Here is a 22,410-nt window from a genome sequence, read left to right as displayed (position 1 = left end):
CGATATATCAAAACAATCGTCAATATAGAGACACTATGAGCGCAACTGTTAGTAAGCAACTCGTTGATAATATTTCAATTATTTTAAAAAAATCGCTAGCCGCTGATGCGACTTTAGCCGATTTAAGAAAAAACAAGCAAGCAAGCTTTGAGGCAATATTTAAAGCAGACGCTGGTTTCAAATGTTCGGCAAATACTTTTCAGCCTTATGTTGAAGAAGTCGCGAACGATTTAATTTTTTGGCAAAAAACATCAGATCAACAAACGCTAATAGATACGGTAAAGAAAATAGAAAAGCTTTTTACCGTTTTAGCGAACTTTGAAAACAGTGCAACGGTTACCCATTAACGGTACCGCTTAAAAGTAAAAATAAAAAGGCCATCTTTATTGCACTATAAAGATGGCCTTTTGCTTTATATAACGTTAAAAATGTGACGCTTATTTATCAACATAGTCTGCGAAAGCATCTTTAAACCAATCATCAAGCAATTTTTTTTCATAGCCTAACGCATTATTTCTATATTTTAAGCGTCCACCCATCATAAAACTCATATCTTTTAAATTAACATTGTCGCTAAGTATTATGACTTTCTCAGCATTTATTAATGTAAATGATAGTTTTATTCTTGGAAAATAAAGGTCTTTAATCACTCTAATTTGATGTAGACCGCTGGCGAGAACGTCACCCGCTAAATCAATGTCTGTTACGTCTATATTAAGTATTTGAGATGCGGGTAATGCTTTAGCAAGTTTGGATAAATGTTTTTCAAATTCGTTAAACATATTTTCTCGAAAGCGTTTTCGACCTTCCGTTCCTGAATCAATATCTCGGTATTTATCAGGCTCCGTCCAAGTGATGTTCACCTCAGCAGCTTGTGCTGTAGGAATCGTTAAGATCAGACTGCCTAGTATTAAAGCAGTCAATAAAGTGAATAGTGGTTTAATCATCATATATCCTTAACCATAAAGTTTATTAATGCCGAGTGATTTTTTTATATTTACCCTGAATAAAAACGGCCCTAAAATTATCTTATCCATAGTTACACAGGTTACCAAACTTTACTGCTTTAATCGCTGTTGTAAAAAATCTACAACCCTTTTATGACGCATTTTTACCGCTGAAATATTGAGGTGACAAATATCGGCTATTTCTTGAAATTCCAAACCTGTGCGGTAACGTAGTAGCATAATATTACGATCAGCAAAGGACAGGTTAACCATTAATACTGAAAGTGCTGTCCCAAAATCTTCATGGCTATTGTCATCATTGGTTATACTTTCAAGATATTCATCATTGTGTTCGATAGTATCCCAACGGCGATCTCTTATTTTATTGATACATTCGTTATGGGCAATTTTAAATAGCCATGCTTTAAAAGATACCGCCCACTTAAAGTTTTTTAAGTGGGCGAGTACCTTTATAATTATTTCTTGTACGACGTCTTCGGCATCAGGCTGATGCTTAAGTAACTTTACACAGTATCCTTTTAAAACAGGTAAATAAGGTGTAATTAGTTGCTGAAAAAGACGCGTATCATAAGGTAGGCTTGCTTGCACTAAGGTAACAAGCTCGCGTTCATTAAGCGTAGTCAAACCGTCAAATAAGCCTCTACTATTGCTTAATAACTTTATTAGCTAATAAGAAAGTATTCGGTATCGTCGTTAGCGACTCATCGGCTGCCATCACTTTACTCGCAACACTGCCAATAACAGCTAAGGTACCCTTAATGTCTGTTACTTCAATAACGTCACCTATTTGGTACATCTCTCGAAGATAAACGCCAGCAACAATTTCTTGGGCCATGGCTTTAGTGCCGATACCTAAAGAAATAGCCGCCGCTAAACCGACACTGCCAATAAGTACTGTCATGATGTTATTTAGCAGAGAAACATCTATGTCTAATTGCGTAATAGATAAAGAAACAGTAATAACGATAATAATACCGCGGCATACTTCGGCAACGGAACGGCCATAGTCAACACCAGTATTCTTAGCGGCTATTTTTACGCCATTAAAAACAATTTGCGCAACAAAGAAGCCACAAATTAAAACAGCGAGTGAAGCAAGTAATTTAGGTAAAAACAACACCAGAGTGTCGATTAAGCCGGAAAGTACGGTTAAGCCTAAAATATCTAGAGCCGCTAATAAAAAGATAAGTAAGAAGAATGTCGAAATAAGACTAGCAACAACTTGGCTACCCGTTAAAGTAACATCCATTTTTTTCAGCAGTGAATCTAGACCCAGTTTATTTAAAAACGTATCAAAACCAATTTTAATTAATGATTTATTAAGAAAGTTTTTAATGAGTGTTGAAATAATCCAACCGACAAGTAGAAATAAAATAGCGACAATTAAATCAGGTAAAAAAGTAACCACTTTATGCCAAACAGTTATTAAGCCAGAGTAAGCTTTGTCGGTGATGTTTTCAGTATCCATTATCTATTCTCATTATTAGTTATGCTATTGCTTGTTATCTTAGGGCAAGGTGCCATCTGTTTAAATATCGGTTTTAAAACTTTCATAAATAGGCTAATAAAAACAACCCAAAGTGAAGCTAAGCCTAATGCAACAAGATCTTTTGTACCTTGCTGATTATTTGCTGTTAAGGTTGCGCGCTTAAAAAGCTGATCATCTGATGTACTAAAAGCAACATCTGCATCACGGCTTAATTCTTTCGCTAAACTCTTTTCTATGTCTTTCATCTCATCCTCGAGCAATAGTTTTATCGCTTTATTCTTTAACGACTGAGCCGTTAAAAAGTCACATTAAATCTGTATGTTTTTTATTCTTATTTTTATCTATACACATTAATTTTTTTAAATCGGGTGCATTCTACGCTAAACAATTTTGAGTTTTAGCGTTAATTTAGTAAAATTAAGAAAAACTTGTGACTTTTGAGTTTCTTATCCGTTATAGAGCCAGAAATTACATCACATTACCCGAAACTTAATAAGGATTGATCCATGAAAACTTTTAACATGACTCTGATAGCTGCATTAATAAGCTCTCCACTAGCTGCAGAAACTATTGATAAAACATGGGAGCTTGGTGTGTTTAGCGACTACATCAAGTCAGATACAAACAAAGAAAACAATATTGACTGGCAACAAATTGAAGCGGGCAAAAGCCTTGGTATTGATTTACAAAAAATCATTAATGAGCGTTGGGACATTCGTTTAGAATTAGCTAAAACACGTTACGACATTGAAAATGGCAATGATAAAGATTACGGAACACGTGCCGGTATCGATGCAATTTATAAAGTTGAAGATAGCAGCTTTTACCTTTTCACTGGTGTAAAGCGCTTTAATAATGTTAGAAGCTATAATGCGGCTAATGTAGGCGCGGGTTATAACCTTCAAATTAATGATCGTTTCTCTCTATACAGCGAAGCCGCTGTTTATCGCGATCTTGATTACGGTCAAACAGATCAAGGTATTAAACTAGGTGTAAAATATACTTTTGGCGATGTTAAAAAATCACCTGTTGTTAACAAAGCTGTTGTTAACAAACCTGTTATGGAAACGATGAAGTCAACAACGCCAGTCGTTAAAAAAGTGATGATGGTTGATACTGACAACGATGGTGTTAGTGATAACAATGACCGTTGTGCTAATACACCGGCAAATGTAAAGGTTGATTCACAAGGCTGTAGCTTATATTCAGAAAAATCAGTCGAAATTAAGTTAAATGTTATCTTTGAAAATAACAGTTCATTGGTTAAGCCAGCAATGGTTGATGATGTTCAGCGTTTAGCTGATTTCATGAAAGAATACCAAAACACAAGTGTTGTTATTGAAGGACACAGTTCGGCTTCTGGTAGTGAAGAATATAACCTAATGCTTTCGCAAAAACGTGCTGATACCATTAAAGGCTTATTAATTAATAAGTTTTCTATCGATGCTAGCCGTTTATCTGCAAAAGGCTTTGGTGAAACACAGTTGATTGCTAAAGGAACTTCGCCTGCAGACAATAGTGTAAACCGCAGAGTTGTAGCGAAAATAGAAACTGTCGTTAAAAAAGTGATTACAAAATAAGGCTAAATTGCCTAATTAAAAGGGAAGCCATTTGGGCTTCCCTTTTTTATTACTTTCAATGAAAGTCTCTTGATAAATCAGTTTACTCGATGTGTATAGAGCGCAGTATTAAAAGCCTATATAACTTTCGGCTAATTAATGACAATCACTCAGATAAAGTGATTATCTGAAGGACATAAGACCTCGTCAATATTATGCATTCGCATTATTGGCCGTAAAATTTACAGACCTTAATAAACAAATAAAGCCCAAATATTCCAACTCCCCATCAAAGTAACTTTTAGGCTATCTTTGCTAGCGGTTGCCACAAAGCTCACTAAGTTGAAGTCTTAATTTATTTCGACTCTGCCCCGCTTAGCTATCAAATCGGTCATTCTCGCGATTTATCGGCACGGCTTAAAAGTGCTATTTTAAGTGGTCTAAATTTATCTACCAACTCAACTTATATCGCAAAAGATAGCTGCTCATTAATACTCACATTTTAATCTCTCCAGATGAGCGTGATTCTTCTAAAGCGGTGTTTGAACAATAATCAGTTTAAAACAAAATGTGTTCTCGTATAACCTCGAAATTACGAGTAGGAATGATCCAAAGCTTATCAATAAACAAACACATGAACACAGCTCATAAATTAATGAAATAAAATCAATTTTATTCATACAACGAACCAAGTATAAAACACACTCTGCTTTTAACTTTAAACCATATTACAGTTGTTTCTCAATTAAGCCTTTAGGTATATACCCAAAAGACGATGAAGACATTGACTGGGAAAACCAAAAAATAAAATTAAAAGCCTCAAAGATCACGAAATAAATTTAGGTTTTATCTCAGGAAATAGGATTACGTTCACAATGAATAAAGACTTTACATTTACTATTAAGAGCACTTGTCTTGATGAAAATTATCAGCCCTCAGACAATACGCGTATCACGACCAACTTTGCTAATTTAGCGAGAGGAAACAGCCGTCAAGCGAACTTACGCAACGCTTTAAATATGATTGACAATAGTTTCAATGCGTTGGCACATTGGGATAATCACCAAGCAGCACGTTATTCTGTCGAACTTGAAATCATTTCCGTTGATATAGATATTGAAGGCAGTGGCCAAACCTTCCCATCAATTGAAATATTGAAAACGAATATTGTTGATCATAAAAATAACAAACGCATTGAAGGCATTGTAGGAAATAATTTTTCCTCTTATGTGCGAGATTATGATTTCAGCGTATTGTTGTTAGAGCATAATAAGGGTCAATCAAAATTTAGCATTCCAGATAATTTTGGCGACCTGCATGGGAAGCTCTTTAAATACTTTGTAAATTCGAGTGCTTACCAGCAACACTTTAAGAAGCCACCGGTAATATGTCTCAGTGTTTCTAATAACAAGACCTATCATCAGACTGAAAACCACCATCCCGTATTAGGTGTTGAATACCAGCCAAATGAATCTTCTTTGACTGAGCAATATTTCAAAAAAATGGGCTTACAGGTTCGCTATTTTATGCCTCCAAATAGTGTTGCGCCTTTGGCTTTTCACTTCTTTGGTGATTTGCTTAATGATTATACTAATCTTGAGCTTTTAAGCACTATCAGTACGATGGAAACTTTTCAAAAAATCTACCGACCTGAGATTTATAATGCGAATGCTGTTGCAGGTAAATGCTATCAACCAAATTTAATGAATTTAGATCATTCATTAACTCACATTGTTTATGATCGAGAAGAACGTAGCAAGATGGCTAATCACCAGGGAAAATTTGCTGAAGAGCATTTCATCAAACCCTACCAAACGGTTCTTGAGCAATGGTCTGCTAGTTACGCTCAATAGCTATATTTAATACTTATCTTTTATAAATATCCTAAAATTATGGCATCAACTATCATGAAAAAATTATTACCTACTTCAACGGCAGGCAGTTTACCTAAACCCTCTTGGCTTGCACAACCTGAGACTCTTTGGTCTCCTTGGAAATTACAAGGTGACGAATTAATTGAGGGAAAACAAGATGCTCTACGTTTATCATTACAAGATCAACAACAAGCAGGTATTGATATTGTCAGTGATGGCGAACAAACACGCCAACATTTTGTTACTACATTTCTTGAGCACCTCAACGGAGTTGACTTTCAAAAACGCAAGACCATAAAAATTCGTAATCGCTATGATGCGAGTGTACCTACGGTTGTTGGTGCTGTTTCACGCCAAAAATCAGTTTTTGTTGAAGATGCCAAATTTTTACGTCAACAAACAAAACACCCGATTAAATGGGCGCTGCCAGGCCCTATGACGATGATAGATACACTTTATGATGACCATTATAAAAGTCGAGAAAAGCTAGCTTGGGAATTTGCCAAAATCCTTAATCAAGAAGCCAAAGAGTTAGAAGCAGCGGGTGTTGATATTATTCAATTCGATGAGCCTGCATTTAATGTGTTTTTTGATGAGGTTAATGATTGGGGTGTGGCTTGTTTAGAGAGAGCAATTGAAGGGCTTAAGTGTGAAACAGCTGTACATATTTGCTATGGCTATGGCATTAAAGCCAATACAGATTGGAAAAAAACTTTGGGGTCTCAGTGGCGACAATATGAAGAAGCCTTTCCCAAACTGCAAAAATCTACTATCGATATTATTTCGTTAGAATGTCATAACTCTCATGTACCAATCGAGCTACTTGAACTTATTCGAGGTAAAAAAGTGATGGTAGGAGCCATTGATGTCGCAACCGATATCATTGAAACACCAGAGGAAGTCGCCAAGACCCTACGAGAAGCCCTCAAGTATGTCGATGCCGACAAGCTCTACCCATGTACAAACTGTGGCATGGCCCCTTTATCTCGTAAGGTAGCAAAAGGGAAATTAAATGCGTTAAGTGCAGGTGCAGAAATAGTTAGAAGAGAACTTTCTAATAGTAACTAACTGATATAATAGTGTTTAGTAAAGTAGGCTATAGCTTTCTCACAATCGAGCAAAATTGGCTATGCTTGAGCTATTATTTACTTAAAGACCTAACAACGTATGCTGCAGTTGCCCGTTTAATTGATAGTAGGGTCTTTAGCGTTATTAAAAATAAAAGTAGTCGTTAATGAATATCATTGAATTTATAACAAATAATATCTCACCGTTTTTTGCATTGGTTGCCACAGGTGTATTCGCAGGTATTTTAGCGGGCTTGTTAGGTGTAGGTGGTGGTATCGTAATCGTACCTGTATTATTTTTCTTGTTTCAGAGCTTTGGCGTATCACCAGAGTCTGCGATGCTGGTTGCGACAGCAACCTCACTAGCCACCATAGTACCCACATCTGTTAGTTCTATTCGTTCTCACCATAAAAAAGGTAATGTCGATTTTGACCTGCTCAAACGCTGGGCTGTCTTTATTCTTATCGGGGTATTGGTTGGTAGCTGGTTAGTGACTCTTGTTGAAGGTACTATGCTTACTATTTTGTTTGGGGTGATAGCGGTTTTATCGGCACTAAATATGTTGTTCCGCACGGGGAAATCCGCTCTATACCAGAAACTACCTAATAAAACAGGACAAACGGTTATGGGAGCATCCATTGGCTTTTTCAGTTCTATGGTCGGGATTGGCGGCGGTACTATTTCGGTGCCACTGCTCACTCTATATAACTATCCCGCCCACAAAGCCATTGGCACAGCAGCGGCAATAGGGTTAATAATTTCATTGCCTGGTGCGCTAACAATGCTGACCTTCGGTAGTACGCCAACCGATGCACCAGCGGGTACATTTGGTTTGGTCAATCTATTTGCCTTCACTTGTATTGTGCCGTTAACCGTATTATTCGCACCGTTAGGGGCATCATTAGCAGCGAAATTAGATGCGGAAAAACTTAAAAAAATCTTTGCCTTCGTATTACTATTTACGGGCTTACGTATGTTGGCGCAACTTTTCTTATAGATTTTATTGCTGTTCATTGTTGTTGAACAGTAAATGATAATTGTAAATCAACTTATTTGATTGATAAAATGAACAACATTCATCAATCAATGAAGTTCATCATCAAAGCTAAAAACAGGAGTTAACAGGTGTTAGAAAGGATCCATTTAGAAATACTAACCGCAATAAAAGAGCATGGAACCCTAACTAAAGCTGCTGATTCGTTGCACTTATCTCAATCTGCGTTAAGTCACAGCATTAAAAAATTAGAAGGCCAAATTGCTACTCCAATATGGAAAAAAGAGGGTCGAAACCTACGTCTTACAGCTGCTGGAGAGCGTATTCAAACGCTTTCAAATAGAGTATTACCTCAGTTTTTACATACAGAATTATTACTGAGTCAGATTGCAAAAGGTGAAATGGGGGCTCTACGAATTGGCATGGAATGTCATCCTTGTTATCAATGGTTACTTAGAGTCATTCAGCCTTATTTAGAACAGTGGCCGGACATTGATATGGACGTGAAGCAGGAGTTCCAGTTTGGTGCTTTAGGTGCATTGCTTAGCTACGAAATAGATGTACTTATTACACCAGATCCACTCTTTAAACCTAAAATAGTCTACATACCCGTTTTTGACTATGAACATAGGCTGGTCGTTTCAGCGTCTCACAAACTTGCAAAGCAAGCTTTTGTTTTACCCGAGCAATTAAGCGAAGAGGTACTGTTTAGTTACCCTGTTGAGCCGCAAAGGCTCGATATCTTTAGTCAATTTCTTAATCCAGCAAAGTGTTCAGTAAAAAAACACAAAAACATTGAAACAACTGAGATCATGTTACAAATGGTCGCTGCTGGTCGAGGTATTTGTGCCTTGCCGGGCTGGCTAGTAGATGAGTACTCAAAATCAATGCCTATTAAGAGTCTTCGTTTTGGAGAAAAAGGTATTAGTAAGCAAATCTTTGTAGGTATTCGCAAGACCGACCAAAATATTGACTACTTAAATGATTTCATTGCTCAAGCTAAAAAAACAAAATAATTAGTTAATCCGGTTTTAGAGGGGCTGCATAAAATTAAACACCTGCAATAGAAAAGACGGCGAGCTTGTCGCTAATCTATGAGACTGCCTCTTGCTCACCCAGATGGTATTTTGCTCACGACAACAATGAGCTTAAATCCGATTTAACACAAATCAATAAGCTAAGGCTGGCAATTCGTATAATTAAGAGCATAAACATGTTCTTGCATAGTAAATAAAAAAAGCCCGAATATCGCTATTCAGGCTTTTCAATTTTGAGCTATAAATGGTTTTGACTATTTATGCGCAGGATAAACGGTTTACTTCAAGGCGCTTTATTGTGTCGTTTAGTGTTTCTTAAACGAACGATAACGCAACGAAGAAATTAACAGTTTAGACAAGCACAATTACATCATACCGCCCATTCCACCCATACCGCCCATATCAGGCATGCCACCAGCGCCAGCATCTTTTACTGGTGCATCAGTGATCATAGCTTCGGTTGTTAACATTAAGCCAGCGACAGAAGCAGCAAACTGTAATGCACTACGCGTTACTTTAGTTGGGTCAAGAATACCCATTTCTAACATATCACCGTAAGTAGAGTTACCAGCATTGTAACCAAAGTTACCTTTACCGTTACGCACTTCGTTTAATACGACTGAAGCTTCATCACCACAGTTAGCAACGATTTGACGTAGAGGTGCTTCCATTGCGCGAATTGCAACATTAATACCATGAGTTTGGTCTTCGTTGGCACCTTCAAGATCTTTGATAAGGTCAGCAGCGCGAACTAATGCAACACCACCACCAGCAACAACACCTTCTTCTACCGCGGCGCGAGTTGCATGCAATGCATCTTCAACACGGGCTTTTTTCTCTTTCATTTCGATTTCTGTTGCTGCGCCAATTTTAATAACCGCAACACCGCCAGCTAATTTAGCTAAACGTTCTTGTAACTTTTCTTTATCGTAATCAGAAGATGAGTCTTCGATTTGACCACGAATTTGCATTACGCGACCTTGTATATCAGCTTCGTTACCAATACCATCAATAATCGTTGTATTGTCTTTAGTGATAACAACACGTTTAGCTTGACCTAAATCTTCTAATGTTGCTTTTTCAAGCTCCATACCGATTTCTTCAGATATTACCGTACCACCCGTTAATGTCGCGATATCTTGTAACATTGCTTTACGACGGTCACCAAAACCAGGTGCTTTAACCGCTGCAACTTTAACGATGCCGCGCATGTTGTTTACCACTAATGTTGCTAAAGCTTCACCTTCAACATCTTCAGCAATAATTAATAATGGCTTACCTGATTTTGCAACACCCTCTAAAGTAGAAAGTAATTCGCGAATGCTGCCTACTTTTTTGTCTACTAATAGAATGAATGGGCTTTCTAATTCAACAGTGCCACTTTCTTGGTTGTTGATAAAGTAAGGAGATAAATAGCCACGGTCGAATTGCATACCTTCAACAACGTCTAATTCGTCAGTTAACGCTTGACCTTCTTCAACAGTAATTACGCCTTCAGTGCCCACTTTTTCCATCGCTGTTGCGATGATTTTACCGACAGTTTCGTCAGAGTTAGCAGAGATAGTGCCTACCTGCTCAATCGCTTTGTTATCGCTACATTCTTGTGACAAACCTTTTAATGCTTCAACGGCGGCAATAACTGCTTGGTCGATACCACGTTTTAAGTCCATTGGGTTCATGCCGGCAGCAATTGATTTCAAACCTTCATTTACAATAGCTTGCGCTAAAACAGTTGCAGTAGTTGTTCCGTCACCAGCTTCATCATTGGCTTTAGAAGCAACTTCTTTAACCATCTGTGCGCCCATGTTTTCAAATTTGTCTTCTAATTCAATTTCTTTTGCAACAGTAACACCATCTTTGGTGATGATTGGACCACCAAAAGATTTGTCTAATACAACATTACGACCTTTAGGGCCTAATGTTACTTTTACCGCGTCAGCTAAAACATTTACACCACGTAGCATTTTTGCTCGTGCGTCATTTCCAAATAATACGTCTTTTGCAGCCATGTTGTTTCTTCCTATATTTTGTTAGTTTGTCGAACATCGTTCGACTACAATAATTAATACACTGTAAGTTGAGGCTTAGCCTAACGAATTCCTACAGTTTATATAAAGTCAGTAGCGTTACTATGACTCAACAATCGCTAAAATGTCTGATTCAGAAAGGATCAAAACTTCTTCGCCATCAATTTTTTCAGTTTTAACGCCGTAACCTTCACTAAAAATAACTTGGTCACCTACTTTTACGTCTAAAGCACGTACTTCGCCATTTTCTAAAATGCGACCGTTACCGACAGCGATAACTTCACCGCGCGTTGATTTTTCTGCAGCACTTCCTGTTAAAACAATACCACCAGCTGATTTTGATTCTACTTCTTTACGTTTAATTATTACGCGGTCATGTAATGGACGAATGCTCATTAATTTTCTCCTGAGAGTTTATTCACTCTCAATAAATTTAAATAAAAGGTTATAAAACTTTGTTGCAATTAAAGATGGGGCTAATTTAAAACTTCACAAGCCCCGTTAAAAAATTTTTTATTCTTTGCGCTCATACTCACCTTCAAGCGTTTCACCTTGGTGGTGTTCAATCGGCTTCTTAGTGCCTAAACCCTGCTCAAATGGATCAGACGTAACTGGCTGTTCTTGCTGAGTATGCACCGAACTTTGATAAGTAAAACCAGCCGCGCTTTGATTCATGACTAAATGTGACTGCACTGACTTTATCAACAGACTTCTCACACTAGGGATCAGGAGAGATAGCCCAAAAATGTCAGTAACAAAGCCAGGCGTTACTAAAAGTATGCCCGCAACCAGTAAAAGTAGTCCTGCAACTATTTCATCTGAAGGCATTTCTCCTTGCGCCATTTTAGTTTGTACTGAGTTTAAGGTCGCAATCCCCTGCTGTTTAACATTTCTCGCACCCAGCCATGCGGTAATAATAACAATAGCAATTGTTGGCCATGCGCCAAGCCAAGTACCAACATTGATCAGTACCATAATTTCGATAATAGGAACGACAATAAAAAGGATAAATAGAAATCGAAACATTTAAAGTCTCTTCATTAAAAAATTTTATATAAGATGAAACATATATGGGGTTGTGCAGGTCTTTTTCAAGCATCAGGTAAATACAAGCTAGTTCATATGGTAATAAGCTATTAATTGTCATTTAAATAGCTTAAGTTTTTGTTAAGGAAAATACGTTAATGTTTCAATTAATAATGTGCACTTGTCCTGATATTAGCAATGCGAAATTGATTGCAAAACACTTAATACAAGAGAAACTGGCCGCTTGTGTCAATATTATTCCTAACGTTATCTCTGTTTATCGCTGGCAAGATAATATTGAATGTGATGAAGAAATACAGTTAATGATAAAAACACAAACCAATAAGTTTAACGATGTAGCTAGTGAAATTAAACGCTTACATCGTTATGATACCCCTGAAATTATCGCCATGAACATCCAGCAAGGCGACGATAGTTATTTAAACTGGATCACTGAGTCTTTAAAATAGTTGTTATGAAAAAAATTGTCTTACTTTTTTGGTTAGTTTTAACCAGTATTTTTTTGCAAGTACCCAATGCTCAAGCTCAAGATTCAATTTTTGATACTTCGTCCGCTTCGTTATTCAGTAACGATGATGAGTTTCTTAGTGTCGAAGAAGCCTTTGAATTTAATTTTCACCAGAAGGATGATCAATTATCTGTTTCCTTTACCATAGCTGAGGGCTATTACTTATATCGTCACCAGTTTAAGTTCAGTGTTGAAAACGCAGAAATAATCCCTGTCGAACTGCCTAAAGGTGAAGACCATGAAGATGAATTTTTTGGTGTTCAGCAAATATTTACCGAACAGCTTAACTTCACTATTAAGCTTGTTAACGCTAATAGTAATGCCAGCATTAAAATACGCTATCAAGGGTGCGCAGCAAAAGGCTTATGCTACCCACCTAAAAGTAAAGTTGTAGCACTATCAAAAGTTAATAATGAAGAAGCCATTAACACCAACAATGTTTTGGCGGCGATATCACCTGATAATGAAACGGGCAATACATCTATTGCCGCTGAAAATGCCAGCGAACAACATCAATTAGCCGATATGCTCAAAGGTGATAATATTTGGCTAACACTACTCGCTTTTTTTGTTGGAGGCTTACTGCTTTCATTTACGCCTTGTGTATTTCCTATGTACCCTATTTTGACCGGTATTATCGTTGGGCAAGGCGATAAATTATCAACGTCAAAAGCCTTTCGTTTATCGTTTGCTTATGTACAAGGCATGGCAATAACTTATACCTTACTGGGCATTGTTGTTGCACTGGCCGGCGCTCAGTTCCAAGCAATGTTTCAACATCCTGCCGTTTTAATTGTGTTGAGTGTTTTATTCATCTTTTTAGCACTTTCTATGTTTGGAGTTTTTAACCTTGCCTTGCCAAGTAGCTGGCAAAATAAATTGAATAACATCAGTAATAGCCAAAAAGGTGGTTCATATTTCGGTGTTGTTGTTATGGGTGCTATTTCTGGTTTAGTGGCGTCTCCATGTACTACCGCTCCTTTAACCGGTGCTCTGCTATATATCTCGCAATCGGGTGATATTTGGTTAGGTGCATCAGCCCTCTACGCATTAAGTTTAGGTATGGGTGTACCCTTACTTGTTTTGGGTAGTTCTGGTGGTAAATTATTACCAAAAGCAGGTACATGGATGACGGTAATTAAAAATGTATTTGGCTTATTACTACTCGCTGTTCCGATATTTTTAATGGAAAGGTTTTTACCTTCAGTGGTAACACAAGCCATGTGGGCAATATTGGTCTTATCAAGTGCAGGCTATTTTTATACCGTCAATCAACAGACCCAGAATAACTTTTGGTTTGGTGTTAGAAGTGTGGTGATATTTGTAATGATATTTTTTGGCGCCAACCAAGCTTTTCAACTGATAAGTCCTAGCCAAAACGTTGCTACAAGTAATCAAGAAGCTCCACAACAACACTTTACTAAAGTAGCAACATTACCAGAGTTGTTAGCAGCAGTAGACAATGCGAATGCACAAGGGAAGACTGTAATGGTCGATTTGTATGCCGACTGGTGTATCGCCTGTAAAGAGTTTGAAGAATACACCTTTAATGCCCCGCAAGTACAAAAAGTGCTGAGTAACACAGTATGGTTACAAATTGATATGACTGACTTCGATTCGACTGACAATGCTGAGTTTGCGGAAAAGTATCAAGTACTTGGCTTACCGAGTATTCTCTTCTTTGACCAACAAGGTAAAGAATTAACTCAGCAGCGCGTAACGGGTTTTATGGGGGCAGAAGAATTTACTGAACACCTACAAAAAATCCTTTAACCTTTAACCTTTAACAAACAAGTACACTTTAACTCGCGTAACTCTGCGGGTTAAAGTGCTGATACTTTCCAATAGCCATTAACAATTTTTGTATCAATAAATTCCATTAGTTTGGTTTCAGGAATAGGTTTAGAAAAGTAATATCCTTGAATAATATCACAATCGTTTTCTGTTAAACTGCGTAACTGCGCACTCGTTTCAACACCTTCTGCGATAACCTGCAAACCTAAGTTCTTCACCATAGCAATGGTTGACATAATAATTTGATAATCAGCTCGATTTTCTAACATGCCAAATACAAAGCTTTTATCTATTTTAATAACGTCGACTGGCATTTTTTTCAAATAAGCTAATGACGAATAACCGGTACCAAAATCATCAATGGCAAAACTAAACCCTACATCTCTCAAGCCATTCATCATTTCAATTGCACTATCGATATTTTTTACTAAGGTTTGCTCAGTCAGCTCTAGTTCGAAGTGACTTGCCTCAAGCGAGAACTCATTAAGTAAATCGGTTAAATAAGGGGTTAGATGAGGATCGGCAAATTGACCTGCTGACAGATTTATCGCAATACGGACATCAGTTAAACCCTTATCAATAAAAGTTTGGCAAAGTTCAAAACAGCGTCTGATCACCCAATAACCCAGTTCAACCATGTGCTGAGAATTTTCAAGGAGAGGAATAAAATCTTCCGGCGAAACCATGCCTCGTTCGGGATGCTGCCATCGAAGTAACGCTTCAAAGCCGTATAGTTTTTTTGTTTTTGCATCTAACTGAGGTTGTAAACTTAAGCTAAATTGATTTTTAGCTAAAGCCTGTCTAACTTCACTTTCCATCATCACCCGAAGGGCAACTTTTTTATACATCTCTTCATGGTAAATATGATATTTGGCGCCACCATCATCTTTAGCTTCATACATAGCGATATCGGCATAACTGATCAGATCTTCTGACTTAGTCATTTCTTCAGGAGCAAAGGCTATTCCAATACTGGTACTTACATAAAAAAGGCTATTTTGTATTTTAATTGGTTCTTTAAATGCTTCTAAAATTTCTTGTGCGACAAGCACTGCATCATTTTCATTATCGATATGACCAAGTACCACAACAAATTCATCACCACCAAATCGACAAGCCATATCAACTCTCCGAATACTGGAGCGCAAACGATTAGCCGCTTGAATTAACAACTTGTCGCCATCAGTATGACCATGACTATCATTTACTTTCTTAAAGTCATCGAGATCTAAAAATAAAACGGCAATTTGTCCGTCACTGCGTGACACATTGAGAAACGCTTTACGCAGTTGATAGTTAAGCATATTGCGGTTAGGCAATCCCGTTAACAAATCATACATGGCAATATTTTCGAGCTCTTTCGTTTTTTGTTCAATTTCAATATTTAACTGTTCAAGTTCAAAACTTAACTCGGTGGCCGCATTGGCTAAAATATCTAGTTCATCAATATATTTACCATTTCTTTGTAGGTCTGTTTGACGAAACCGATCAAATTCTTTTTTCGCCAATAGAGGTAAAACATCTGACAAGACTAGTAAGCGACGAGTAAAGGGGCTAGCAACAAAATGAACAACAATCACTAAAGCAATAAGCACAACTAAGGTAAAAATTAAAAATTGCCAACGATTTTGCTGATACTTATCTGTAAAAATAGTGGCGTCATCAATCAGTGCCAGGTAATAAAAATCATCACGGGTATTTGCGATGGGAATTAAGTTAATCAGATAACTGCTATCGTTGGCTGTAGCTTTTATACCTTGAAAATTAATCATCTCGCTGTTGATAATTTCTTGGTTCGACATAAATAATTCACTGACTAGTTGAGTATTTGTTGAAGAGATAAATTTAGCGTCAGCAAGTATAATAGCCTCTTCGTTACCTGTTATTGATACAAGCTTATCTACACGAGAAAAACTTACAACGGCCAACTCATTATCAAGCGCTTGATTTATATAAAAAATCATATCAACAAGTGAAACTGTCATCGCGACAACCGCCATATCACCCTTACCGTTTAATACTGGTATTGTGATCAACTGAACACATTGACCCTCGCAGTACAAAGTGTGTTCAGGTTGCTGATGTCTTAGTACATTTTCAATACTCAGCTGAACAAATTTAGGAATAGCATTAGAAAGGTATAACTCTTCATTACTTGCTGAAACTAACCAAACATTTTCAACATTTTGATTCATTTGTAGGGTATCAAACTGCGCGGCAAACTCTTGTGCTAAAACGTCAAAATCAGCTTGCTCTTTTAACCGCACAATATCAGAAAACGACTCTAGCCACGTCAGTATTTTTTGACGTAATACGTTATTTTGCACAGAAAACTGTGCCTGGCCTTTACGTAAAGTATCACTTTGATATTGGGTGAACTCTTGATTTAACCTTGATAAAGACAAATAAGAGAAAATAGCCGTTAGGAGCAATAACGCCCCCATAACTAGCACTAATAATTTAACAGGAACGCTAACAAATCTTTTTCTCATCAAGTTAGCCCCACTAGAACCAGTACATTAGTTGTAAGGCCCACATTTTCCAATGCTCACTGTTCGCCTCTGGGTTGGGCAACACAACAGGATTAACGCGGGCAGCGCCTTTTACCCAATGGTACTCCGCATTGACCCGTAAATTATCAGAAAAATCGTATGAAAACCCTAGCATTTTATCGTGCTGATAAGCAAAATAATGAGGTATGGTGCCAAAACTTTGTTGTTGTAATTCACGGCCTTTTTTATCATCCTTATTTGCATAGAAATTTTCAAAACGACTAATAAATTTCAATCGTTGATTTACCTTGTAAACCGCTTGAACATAACCACCTTGACCAATATTGTCTTGGTTAAACTGAGCAGCGTAAAACCCTTTGGTTAAAAACCTTGTTTGTAAAACTTCACTAGTAAACTCCCAGTGTTCACCTTCATATAAAGCATTTATCGTATAAAACTGAAAAACAAATCGTCCATCAACAAAAAAATCAGGACTCTCATTTTTATAGTTAAATTCTGAATCCAATAAGGTTAGACCAAAGCGCCATTGTGAAAATACTGGCCGCCAATAAACACTCGCCTGCGTATCAAGCTCATGCTCGATATCTCCCTGTGCTAACTTACTGAGAATGACTTCTGCATCTTCACTATCAATCGGACTTTTACCACGGCTAAAATTGAAATCAAATTCGCCATATTTATCATTATTGTAAGTCAATTTTAATGCAGCACCATCGCCACCAACAGCGATATCACGAAAGCCATCAAAATATGTCCCTTGCGGTAACAAGATTGAGGGCCGTGCAAAAGGAATATCACGGGTACTTGAATGCAACCAGTGGGCATTTTTAAAACGGCCAACAAATAAATTAGCTTGCCACTGCTCTGAACTATAAGCGCTCCAATCCATTAAGAAGTAATCAACACGCAAACCTTCCTTGTAGCGATTCCCACCGTTTAAATAAACAGCTTGTGCCGCAAAGCGATAATCGTCAGATAATTGATACGAGGTATTAAGTCCTATTTCTGTTAACTTTAACGATATTTCGCCGTTATCATTAACAAAGTTGCTATTGTCGACGTCAATAACGCCTTGCGCAACAAAGCCATGTATTTTTAACGGATCTGCCGAATGCCCTTCCTGTGCGTGCGCATTAATCGCAAGTAATGCTGATAAGCACATTACTTTATAACTCATTTTATTGATCGATTTTAAGCAGATTGACATCACTTACCTCATTAATATTTTCAATGTAACCAATGGCACCTGTGGTTGATTTAACGGCTTCAATTAACTCTTCTTCAGTTAACACCACAGTTGGCGCAATCCCCATACCTGAGAAAGTCAACTTGTCCCATATATGGTCAAGTTGATATGGAAATAAGCGTAAGGTGTCTTTACAAAATTTTTGATGGGTGGGATTAGTACTTGATAAAACAAAAACAGTTATGGGTAGGCCATTGGCCCATTTAGTTTGACGCATTGAATATATACGACGTAACTGAGTGGTTGTTATTGACACAGTATCAGTTGTGATATTGGTAATAACTTCGACCGCATGAGTTGCCGGACTGCCAATTAATATGACAAGAACCATTAATCTGATTAGAATTTGGCTGATAACTAAATCCTTGTTAATGAGAAATAAAGAGCACTTTGTGTATCTAACAAAGTGCTCCGTAGCCACTAGTAGTAACCGAGTAAAGGAGACCACGCAACCCACTGCTATATGTTAACCTGTATATAAAAACCGCTAAACCAATGAATTGATTACTAAATATAGATAATAATATTGTAGTAAATTTTTCCTAAAATACAAAACTTTATTGTCAACTTATTGATAAAAAGTTAACAACAACAGATCAGACCAGTATTTTGCTGCTATATTCTGCGAAAACACTATAATAATCGCTTAACAGCAGAAATGCTCGATTTTGTTATTAGCTGTTCCATCACTCTAGCTTTTATGTGATGATATTTGTAATATTTGCTATTTAATAGGTTTTTCTCAGAAAATGACTACAAAGTTTAAAGTTTTAGTGATAAATGGCCCTAACTTAAATATGTTAGGGAAACGCGAGCCTGAAATTTATGGCGCGCAATCATTAACCGATATTATTGACGATTTAACATTGCAAGCTATACCACTGAGAATTGAATTAAGTCATTTGCAATCAAATGCTGAACACCTACTAATAGAAAAAATACATCAAGCTCATAATGAAATAGACTTTATTGTCATTAATCCTGCCGCATTTACCCATACTAGTATAGCGATACGTGACGCACTCCTTTCTGTGGACATTCCATATATTGAAGTTCATCTTTCAAATGTCCATGCTAGAGAGTCGTTTAGACATCATTCGTATCTATCAGACAAAGCTATTGGTGTTATTTGCGGCTTAGGTGCCGATGGTTATAAATATGCGTTAGCGTCGGCTTATACTTGGTTGACTGACCATAAAAGTTAATGAAAAAACAACAGAGAGTGGCTTAACTTTAGCGGCTCTATTTACAACATAAATTACACATTGATAAAAAGGTATTCAAATGGATATTCGTAAAATAAAAAAATTAATTGAATTAGTACAAGAATCAGGGATTAACGAATTAGAAATTTCTGAAGGTGAAGAATCAGTACGTATTTGTCGTGGCGGTACTATGGTACAAGCTGCTCCAATGATGCACTCTGCTCCTGCTGCTGCACCTATTGCCGCACCTGTAGTCACTGAAACGGCACCTGCTGTTATTTCAGGTCACGTTGTTCGTTCGCCAATGGTTGGTACTTTCTACGCTTCAGCATCACCTGATTCACCTGCATTTGTCGAAGTAGGTAAACATGTCAATGCTGGTGATACTTTATGTATTCTTGAGGCAATGAAAATGATGAACCAAATTGAAGCTGATAAGTCTGGTGTTATTAAAGAAATTCTAGCGGGCAATGAAGACGCTATAGAATTTGACCAGCCGCTATTCATCATTGAATAATCCTATAGATATCAAACAAAAGGATCATTCCATGTTAGATAAAGTTGTTATCGCCAATCGAGGCGAAATTGCACTAAGAATATTACGTGCATGTAAAGAACTCGGTATAAAAACTGTTGCAGTGCACTCTACGGCTGACAGAAACTTAAAACATGTTTTATTAGCCGATGAAACTATCTGTATTGGCAAAGCGCCAGCGCCTGACAGCTACCTTAATATTCCTGCCATAATAACGGCAGCTGAAGTCACTAACGCAGTAGCAATACATCCTGGCTATGGTTTTCTAGCTGAGAATGCTGATTTTGCAGAACAGGTTGAAAAGTCAGGCTTTGCCTTTATCGGCCCAAAAGCTGAAAGCATCCGTATTATGGGTGATAAAGTTGCGGCAATTAAAGCAATGAAAATAGCGGGTGTTCCTTGTGTTCCAGGGTCAGATGGCCCGCTTAATGATGATGAAGCGGCCAATAAAGCTCATGCTAAACGTATTGGCTACCCGATTATCGTCAAAGCGGCTGGTGGCGGCGGTGGTCGTGGTATGCGTGTTGTGCGCAGCGAAGAAGATTTAGTCGACGCGATTGCATTAACCAAAAGAGAAGCCGGTACTATTTTCAAAAATGATATGGTTTACATGGAAAAATTCCTTGAAAATCCTCGTCATGTTGAAATTCAAATAATGGCTGATGGTCAAGGTGCTGCAATTCACTTAGGTGAGCGTGATTGTTCTATGCAGCGTCGTCATCAAAAAGTGGTAGAAGAAGCTCCCGCACCAGGTATTACTCCAGAAATGCGCGCCAAAATTGGTGAGCGTTGTTGTAAAGCTTGTATTGATATTAATTATCGTGGCGCCGGCACTTTTGAATTTTTATACGAAAACGGTGAATTCTACTTTATTGAAATGAATACCCGTATTCAAGTTGAGCATCCAGTTACTGAAATGATCACCGGTGTTGATTTGATCAAAGAGCAATTACGTGTTGCTGCTGGTCAACCATTATCTTATACCCAAGATGATATTAAAATCGCTGGCCATTCAATTGAATGTCGTATCAATGCTGAAGACCCACGTACTTTTGTTCCTTCACCGGGCAAAATCACTCGTTTCCATCCTCCAGGAGGATTGGGGGTTCGTTGGGATTCTCATATCTACGCTGAGTATACGGTACCACCAAATTATGACTCTATGATCGGCAAACTGATCACTTGGGGTGATAACAGAGATGTTGCAATCGCACGTATGCGCAATGCCTTAGCCGAATTAGTGATTGATGGTATTAAAACCAACATTGCCTTACATCAAAATATTTTAAATGATAAAGGTTTTGTTAATGGCGGTGCCAACATCCATTATCTAGAAAAGAAATTAGCTGAAGCTGAATAAGTTTCTACAAATTTAACAATCAAGCCCTGCATCGCAGGGCTTTTTTATATCAGGGATAACGGTATTAAACGTTTACATAAAAGTGAAATTCCTACACCCAAATAGCAATGATGTCGTGTTACCATAGATAATAATATATGGCTTATACTTTACTCATTGAATTTAAAAATATGACTGAATTACTTGAAAAACCTTTACCACCTGCCGATGGTGAATGTTGTGACAGCGCATGTACACCATGTGTTTGGGACAATTTCTATGCAAAGCGTAAAGAATGGCGCCTGCAACAAGTCGCACTAAAAGAAAAACAAGCCCAAGACAACGAGTCAAATTAAGACTAAGCGACTTTCTAAGCGATACTGTGTATGACTGAATTACTTAAAGAACCTTCCCTTCCCGCCGACGATGACTGTTGCGGCGGCGGCGCTTGTTGCCCTTGTGTATGGGACCACTACTATAGCGAATACGAAAAGTGGCGTTTACAGCAGACTGAATTACAAGCTAAAGAGCAAGCAGTAAACGCTGAACAACCTTAGCTCAAGGCAATCACTTTTTTCACTAATTTATTAATACCACTGGCCGCCTCAACAAGTGATGTCGCTAGCATGTAGGCCGGTGTTGAAACCAGTTTTCGTTTTCCGTCAACAATAATATCGCCCACTTCACAATCAACGTGTGCTAAACCACGCTTTATTAACGACTCCGCGATATCACGGTCTTTACCAATCGTTGCTTGAACATCCTCACCGTAAATAAGGGGGATCATTGCCGGAGCAATACACATAAAGCCAAGCGGTTTGTCCGCTTTAATAAAGCGTTGAGCAGCAACAAGTACTTCAGCATTTATTTGATAGTTTTCTGCATCAAGCGCGAAGCCACAGAGGTTCTTTGCTGCGCCAAAGCCACCAGGGAAAATTAGCGCATCAAATTCTTCATGATAGAGCTCAGTAATGTCTTCAATGTCACCACGGGCAATGCGCGCAGATTCAACCAAAACATTACGTGTTTCATCTTCACTAACCGCGCCAGTTAAATGGTTAATCACATGATGTTGATTAATGTTTGGCGCAAAACAACGATAGCTTGCTCCTTGCTGTTCAATCGCTAATAACGTTAAAACACTTTCATGTATTTCACTGCCGTCATAAACGCCACAGCCAGATAAAATAATCGCTATTTTTTTCAT

Annotated in this window: 24 protein-coding genes; 13 read left to right on the top strand and 11 right to left on the bottom strand. The window is 37.8% G+C overall.

The window, feature by feature from the left end; all coding sequences use genetic code 11:
* Nucleotides 1-35: 35 nt before the first annotated feature.
* On the top strand, nt 36-347 hold the full coding sequence (locus H4J76_RS00800) for a hypothetical protein (protein ID WP_070374891.1): 312 nt from the start codon (nt 36-38) through the stop codon (nt 345-347).
* Between the two features lie 90 nt (nt 348-437).
* Here H4J76_RS00800 and H4J76_RS00795 read toward each other — a convergent pair whose 3' ends face one another.
* The 4 genes from H4J76_RS00795 to H4J76_RS00780 all read right to left on the bottom strand — a co-directional run bounded on the left by H4J76_RS00795 (nt 438) and on the right by H4J76_RS00780 (nt 2,702).
* The gene (locus H4J76_RS00795; RefSeq protein WP_259366912.1) at nt 438-950 is read right to left on the bottom strand and encodes a DUF3016 domain-containing protein; all 513 of its coding nucleotides are present in this window, start codon (nt 948-950) and stop codon (nt 438-440) included.
* 108 nt (nt 951-1,058) lie between these two features.
* On the bottom strand, nt 1,059-1,592 hold the full coding sequence (gene sigX, locus H4J76_RS00790; RefSeq protein WP_182229929.1) for an RNA polymerase sigma factor SigX: 534 nt from the start codon (nt 1,590-1,592) through the stop codon (nt 1,059-1,061).
* Between the two features lie 19 nt (nt 1,593-1,611).
* Nucleotides 1,612-2,436, bottom strand: a complete 825-nt coding sequence (locus tag H4J76_RS00785; RefSeq protein WP_182214641.1) for a mechanosensitive ion channel family protein — start codon at nt 2,434-2,436, stop codon at nt 1,612-1,614.
* Complete coding sequence (locus tag H4J76_RS00780; protein ID WP_070374895.1) at nt 2,436-2,702, bottom strand: hypothetical protein; 267 nt, start codon at nt 2,700-2,702, stop codon at nt 2,436-2,438. The genes H4J76_RS00785 and H4J76_RS00780 overlap by 1 nt, the downstream gene beginning before the upstream one ends.
* Nucleotides 2,703-2,963: 261 nt before the next feature.
* Here H4J76_RS00780 and H4J76_RS00775 point away from each other — a divergent pair, with 261 nt between their 5' ends.
* The 5 genes from H4J76_RS00775 to H4J76_RS00755 all read left to right on the top strand — a co-directional run bounded on the left by H4J76_RS00775 (nt 2,964) and on the right by H4J76_RS00755 (nt 8,968).
* The gene (locus tag H4J76_RS00775) at nt 2,964-4,037 is read left to right on the top strand and encodes an OmpA family protein (RefSeq protein WP_182229928.1); all 1,074 of its coding nucleotides are present in this window, start codon (nt 2,964-2,966) and stop codon (nt 4,035-4,037) included.
* An 854-nt stretch (nt 4,038-4,891) separates the two neighbouring features.
* Nucleotides 4,892-5,869: a DUF1852 domain-containing protein gene (locus tag H4J76_RS00770; RefSeq protein WP_182229927.1), complete on the top strand. Its 978-nt coding sequence runs from the start codon at nt 4,892-4,894 to the stop codon at nt 5,867-5,869.
* A 54-nt stretch (nt 5,870-5,923) separates the two neighbouring features.
* On the top strand, nt 5,924-6,958 hold the full coding sequence (locus H4J76_RS00765; RefSeq protein WP_182214646.1) for a methionine synthase: 1,035 nt from the start codon (nt 5,924-5,926) through the stop codon (nt 6,956-6,958).
* Nucleotides 6,959-7,124: 166 nt separating this feature from the next.
* Complete coding sequence (locus H4J76_RS00760) at nt 7,125-7,955, top strand: sulfite exporter TauE/SafE family protein (protein WP_182229926.1); 831 nt, start codon at nt 7,125-7,127, stop codon at nt 7,953-7,955.
* Between the two features lie 128 nt (nt 7,956-8,083).
* On the top strand, nt 8,084-8,968 hold the full coding sequence (locus tag H4J76_RS00755) for a LysR family transcriptional regulator (RefSeq protein WP_182221197.1): 885 nt from the start codon (nt 8,084-8,086) through the stop codon (nt 8,966-8,968).
* 386 nt (nt 8,969-9,354) lie between these two features.
* On the opposite strand, the gene groL is transcribed toward H4J76_RS00755, so the two are convergent.
* The 3 genes from groL to H4J76_RS00740 all read right to left on the bottom strand — a co-directional run bounded on the left by groL (nt 9,355) and on the right by H4J76_RS00740 (nt 12,042).
* Nucleotides 9,355-10,998, bottom strand: coding sequence for a chaperonin GroEL (groL, locus tag H4J76_RS00750; RefSeq protein WP_070374904.1), 1,644 nt, complete (start codon nt 10,996-10,998; stop codon nt 9,355-9,357).
* 120 nt (nt 10,999-11,118) lie between these two features.
* Complete coding sequence (locus H4J76_RS00745; protein WP_070374905.1) at nt 11,119-11,412, bottom strand: co-chaperone GroES; 294 nt, start codon at nt 11,410-11,412, stop codon at nt 11,119-11,121.
* Nucleotides 11,413-11,529: 117 nt separating this feature from the next.
* Nucleotides 11,530-12,042 carry an FxsA family protein gene (locus H4J76_RS00740; RefSeq protein WP_182214649.1) on the bottom strand — a complete coding sequence of 171 codons (513 nt, stop codon included), beginning with the start codon at nt 12,040-12,042 and terminating at the stop codon, nt 11,530-11,532.
* Between the two features lie 158 nt (nt 12,043-12,200).
* On the opposite strand from H4J76_RS00740, the gene cutA reads away from it, so the two are divergent.
* Together cutA and H4J76_RS00730 are read left to right on the top strand one after the other, a co-directional pair.
* Nucleotides 12,201-12,512, top strand: a complete 312-nt coding sequence (gene cutA, locus H4J76_RS00735; protein ID WP_182214650.1) for a divalent-cation tolerance protein CutA — start codon at nt 12,201-12,203, stop codon at nt 12,510-12,512.
* A 5-nt stretch (nt 12,513-12,517) separates the two neighbouring features.
* Nucleotides 12,518-14,344, top strand: coding sequence for a protein-disulfide reductase DsbD (locus H4J76_RS00730; RefSeq protein WP_182214652.1), 1,827 nt, complete (start codon nt 12,518-12,520; stop codon nt 14,342-14,344).
* A 50-nt stretch (nt 14,345-14,394) separates the two neighbouring features.
* On the opposite strand, the gene H4J76_RS00725 is transcribed toward H4J76_RS00730, so the two are convergent.
* Genes H4J76_RS00725 through H4J76_RS00715 form a run of 3 tightly spaced genes read right to left on the bottom strand, consistent with a single transcriptional unit; the run spans nt 14,395 to nt 18,455 of the window.
* Nucleotides 14,395-16,857, bottom strand: a complete 2,463-nt coding sequence (locus H4J76_RS00725; protein ID WP_182214654.1) for a bifunctional diguanylate cyclase/phosphodiesterase — start codon at nt 16,855-16,857, stop codon at nt 14,395-14,397.
* Nucleotides 16,858-16,870: 13 nt separating this feature from the next.
* Nucleotides 16,871-18,055 carry a hypothetical protein gene (locus tag H4J76_RS00720; RefSeq protein WP_182214656.1) on the bottom strand — a complete coding sequence of 395 codons (1,185 nt, stop codon included), beginning with the start codon at nt 18,053-18,055 and terminating at the stop codon, nt 16,871-16,873.
* Nucleotide 18,056: 1 nt separating this feature from the next.
* Nucleotides 18,057-18,455 carry a hypothetical protein gene (locus H4J76_RS00715; protein ID WP_182214657.1) on the bottom strand — a complete coding sequence of 133 codons (399 nt, stop codon included), beginning with the start codon at nt 18,453-18,455 and terminating at the stop codon, nt 18,057-18,059.
* A 418-nt stretch (nt 18,456-18,873) separates the two neighbouring features.
* Here H4J76_RS00715 and aroQ point away from each other — a divergent pair, with 418 nt between their 5' ends.
* The 5 genes from aroQ (at nt 18,874) to H4J76_RS00690 (ending at nt 21,760) form a co-directional block, all read left to right on the top strand.
* Nucleotides 18,874-19,329 carry a type II 3-dehydroquinate dehydratase gene (gene aroQ / locus H4J76_RS00710; protein ID WP_182214659.1) on the top strand — a complete coding sequence of 152 codons (456 nt, stop codon included), beginning with the start codon at nt 18,874-18,876 and terminating at the stop codon, nt 19,327-19,329.
* Between the two features lie 79 nt (nt 19,330-19,408).
* Complete coding sequence (gene accB / locus H4J76_RS00705; protein WP_182214661.1) at nt 19,409-19,846, top strand: acetyl-CoA carboxylase biotin carboxyl carrier protein; 438 nt, start codon at nt 19,409-19,411, stop codon at nt 19,844-19,846.
* 31 nt (nt 19,847-19,877) lie between these two features.
* A complete protein-coding gene (gene accC, locus H4J76_RS00700) occupies nt 19,878-21,224 on the top strand; it encodes an acetyl-CoA carboxylase biotin carboxylase subunit (RefSeq protein ID WP_070374912.1) in 1,347 nt (448 codons plus the stop codon).
* Nucleotides 21,225-21,361: 137 nt separating this feature from the next.
* Nucleotides 21,362-21,559, top strand: coding sequence for an oxidoreductase-like domain-containing protein (locus H4J76_RS00695; RefSeq protein ID WP_182214663.1), 198 nt, complete (start codon nt 21,362-21,364; stop codon nt 21,557-21,559).
* Nucleotides 21,560-21,589: 30 nt separating this feature from the next.
* The gene (locus tag H4J76_RS00690; protein WP_083277942.1) at nt 21,590-21,760 is read left to right on the top strand and encodes an oxidoreductase-like domain-containing protein; all 171 of its coding nucleotides are present in this window, start codon (nt 21,590-21,592) and stop codon (nt 21,758-21,760) included.
* Here the strand turns inward: H4J76_RS00690 and elbB are convergent.
* Nucleotides 21,757-22,410 (bottom strand): isoprenoid biosynthesis glyoxalase ElbB, encoded by a 654-nt coding sequence (gene elbB / locus H4J76_RS00685; protein ID WP_182214664.1) that lies wholly within the window; start codon nt 22,408-22,410, stop codon nt 21,757-21,759. The two genes, H4J76_RS00690 and elbB, sit on opposite strands and share 4 nt — an antisense overlap.

It is taken from the genome of Colwellia sp. BRX9-1 (genome assembly GCF_014077195.1).
In the GTDB taxonomy this organism is placed as follows: domain Bacteria; phylum Pseudomonadota; class Gammaproteobacteria; order Enterobacterales; family Alteromonadaceae; genus Colwellia_A.
The sequence above is the reverse complement of the archived record's forward strand: the minus strand, read 5'-3'. Positions and strand labels throughout refer to the sequence as shown.

What these genes read in the sequence shown, in the direction of transcription:
- H4J76_RS00775 (WP_182229928.1), top strand. Translation starts at nt 2,964, where the DNA reads ATGAAAACTTTTAACATGACTCTGATAGCTGCATTAATAAGCTCTCCA.
- H4J76_RS00695 (WP_182214663.1), top strand. Translation starts at nt 21,362, where the DNA reads ATGGCTTATACTTTACTCATTGAATTTAAAAATATGACTGAATTACTT.
- H4J76_RS00785 (WP_182214641.1), bottom strand. Translation starts at nt 2,436, where the DNA reads ATGGATACTGAAAACATCACCGACAAAGCTTACTCTGGCTTAATAACT.
- H4J76_RS00720 (WP_182214656.1), bottom strand. Translation starts at nt 18,055, where the DNA reads ATGAGTTATAAAGTAATGTGCTTATCAGCATTACTTGCGATTAATGCG.
- cutA (WP_182214650.1), top strand. Translation starts at nt 12,201, where the DNA reads ATGTTTCAATTAATAATGTGCACTTGTCCTGATATTAGCAATGCGAAA.
- H4J76_RS00770 (WP_182229927.1), top strand. Translation starts at nt 4,892, where the DNA reads ATGAATAAAGACTTTACATTTACTATTAAGAGCACTTGTCTTGATGAA.
- aroQ (WP_182214659.1), top strand. Translation starts at nt 18,874, where the DNA reads ATGACTACAAAGTTTAAAGTTTTAGTGATAAATGGCCCTAACTTAAAT.
- H4J76_RS00760 (WP_182229926.1), top strand. Translation starts at nt 7,125, where the DNA reads ATGAATATCATTGAATTTATAACAAATAATATCTCACCGTTTTTTGCA.
- H4J76_RS00745 (WP_070374905.1), bottom strand. Translation starts at nt 11,412, where the DNA reads ATGAGCATTCGTCCATTACATGACCGCGTAATAATTAAACGTAAAGAA.
- groL (WP_070374904.1), bottom strand. Translation starts at nt 10,998, where the DNA reads ATGGCTGCAAAAGACGTATTATTTGGAAATGACGCACGAGCAAAAATG.
- elbB (WP_182214664.1), bottom strand. Translation starts at nt 22,410, where the DNA reads ATGAAAAAAATAGCGATTATTTTATCTGGCTGTGGCGTTTATGACGGC.
- H4J76_RS00730 (WP_182214652.1), top strand. Translation starts at nt 12,518, where the DNA reads ATGAAAAAAATTGTCTTACTTTTTTGGTTAGTTTTAACCAGTATTTTT.
- accC (WP_070374912.1), top strand. Translation starts at nt 19,878, where the DNA reads ATGTTAGATAAAGTTGTTATCGCCAATCGAGGCGAAATTGCACTAAGA.
- H4J76_RS00725 (WP_182214654.1), bottom strand. Translation starts at nt 16,857, where the DNA reads ATGAGAAAAAGATTTGTTAGCGTTCCTGTTAAATTATTAGTGCTAGTT.
- H4J76_RS00795 (WP_259366912.1), bottom strand. Translation starts at nt 950, where the DNA reads ATGATGATTAAACCACTATTCACTTTATTGACTGCTTTAATACTAGGC.
- H4J76_RS00780 (WP_070374895.1), bottom strand. Translation starts at nt 2,702, where the DNA reads ATGAAAGACATAGAAAAGAGTTTAGCGAAAGAATTAAGCCGTGATGCA.
- H4J76_RS00715 (WP_182214657.1), bottom strand. Translation starts at nt 18,455, where the DNA reads ATGGTTCTTGTCATATTAATTGGCAGTCCGGCAACTCATGCGGTCGAA.
- H4J76_RS00765 (WP_182214646.1), top strand. Translation starts at nt 5,924, where the DNA reads ATGAAAAAATTATTACCTACTTCAACGGCAGGCAGTTTACCTAAACCC.
- accB (WP_182214661.1), top strand. Translation starts at nt 19,409, where the DNA reads ATGGATATTCGTAAAATAAAAAAATTAATTGAATTAGTACAAGAATCA.
- H4J76_RS00800 (WP_070374891.1), top strand. Translation starts at nt 36, where the DNA reads ATGAGCGCAACTGTTAGTAAGCAACTCGTTGATAATATTTCAATTATT.
- H4J76_RS00690 (WP_083277942.1), top strand. Translation starts at nt 21,590, where the DNA reads ATGACTGAATTACTTAAAGAACCTTCCCTTCCCGCCGACGATGACTGT.
- H4J76_RS00740 (WP_182214649.1), bottom strand. Translation starts at nt 12,042, where the DNA reads ATGTTTCGATTTCTATTTATCCTTTTTATTGTCGTTCCTATTATCGAA.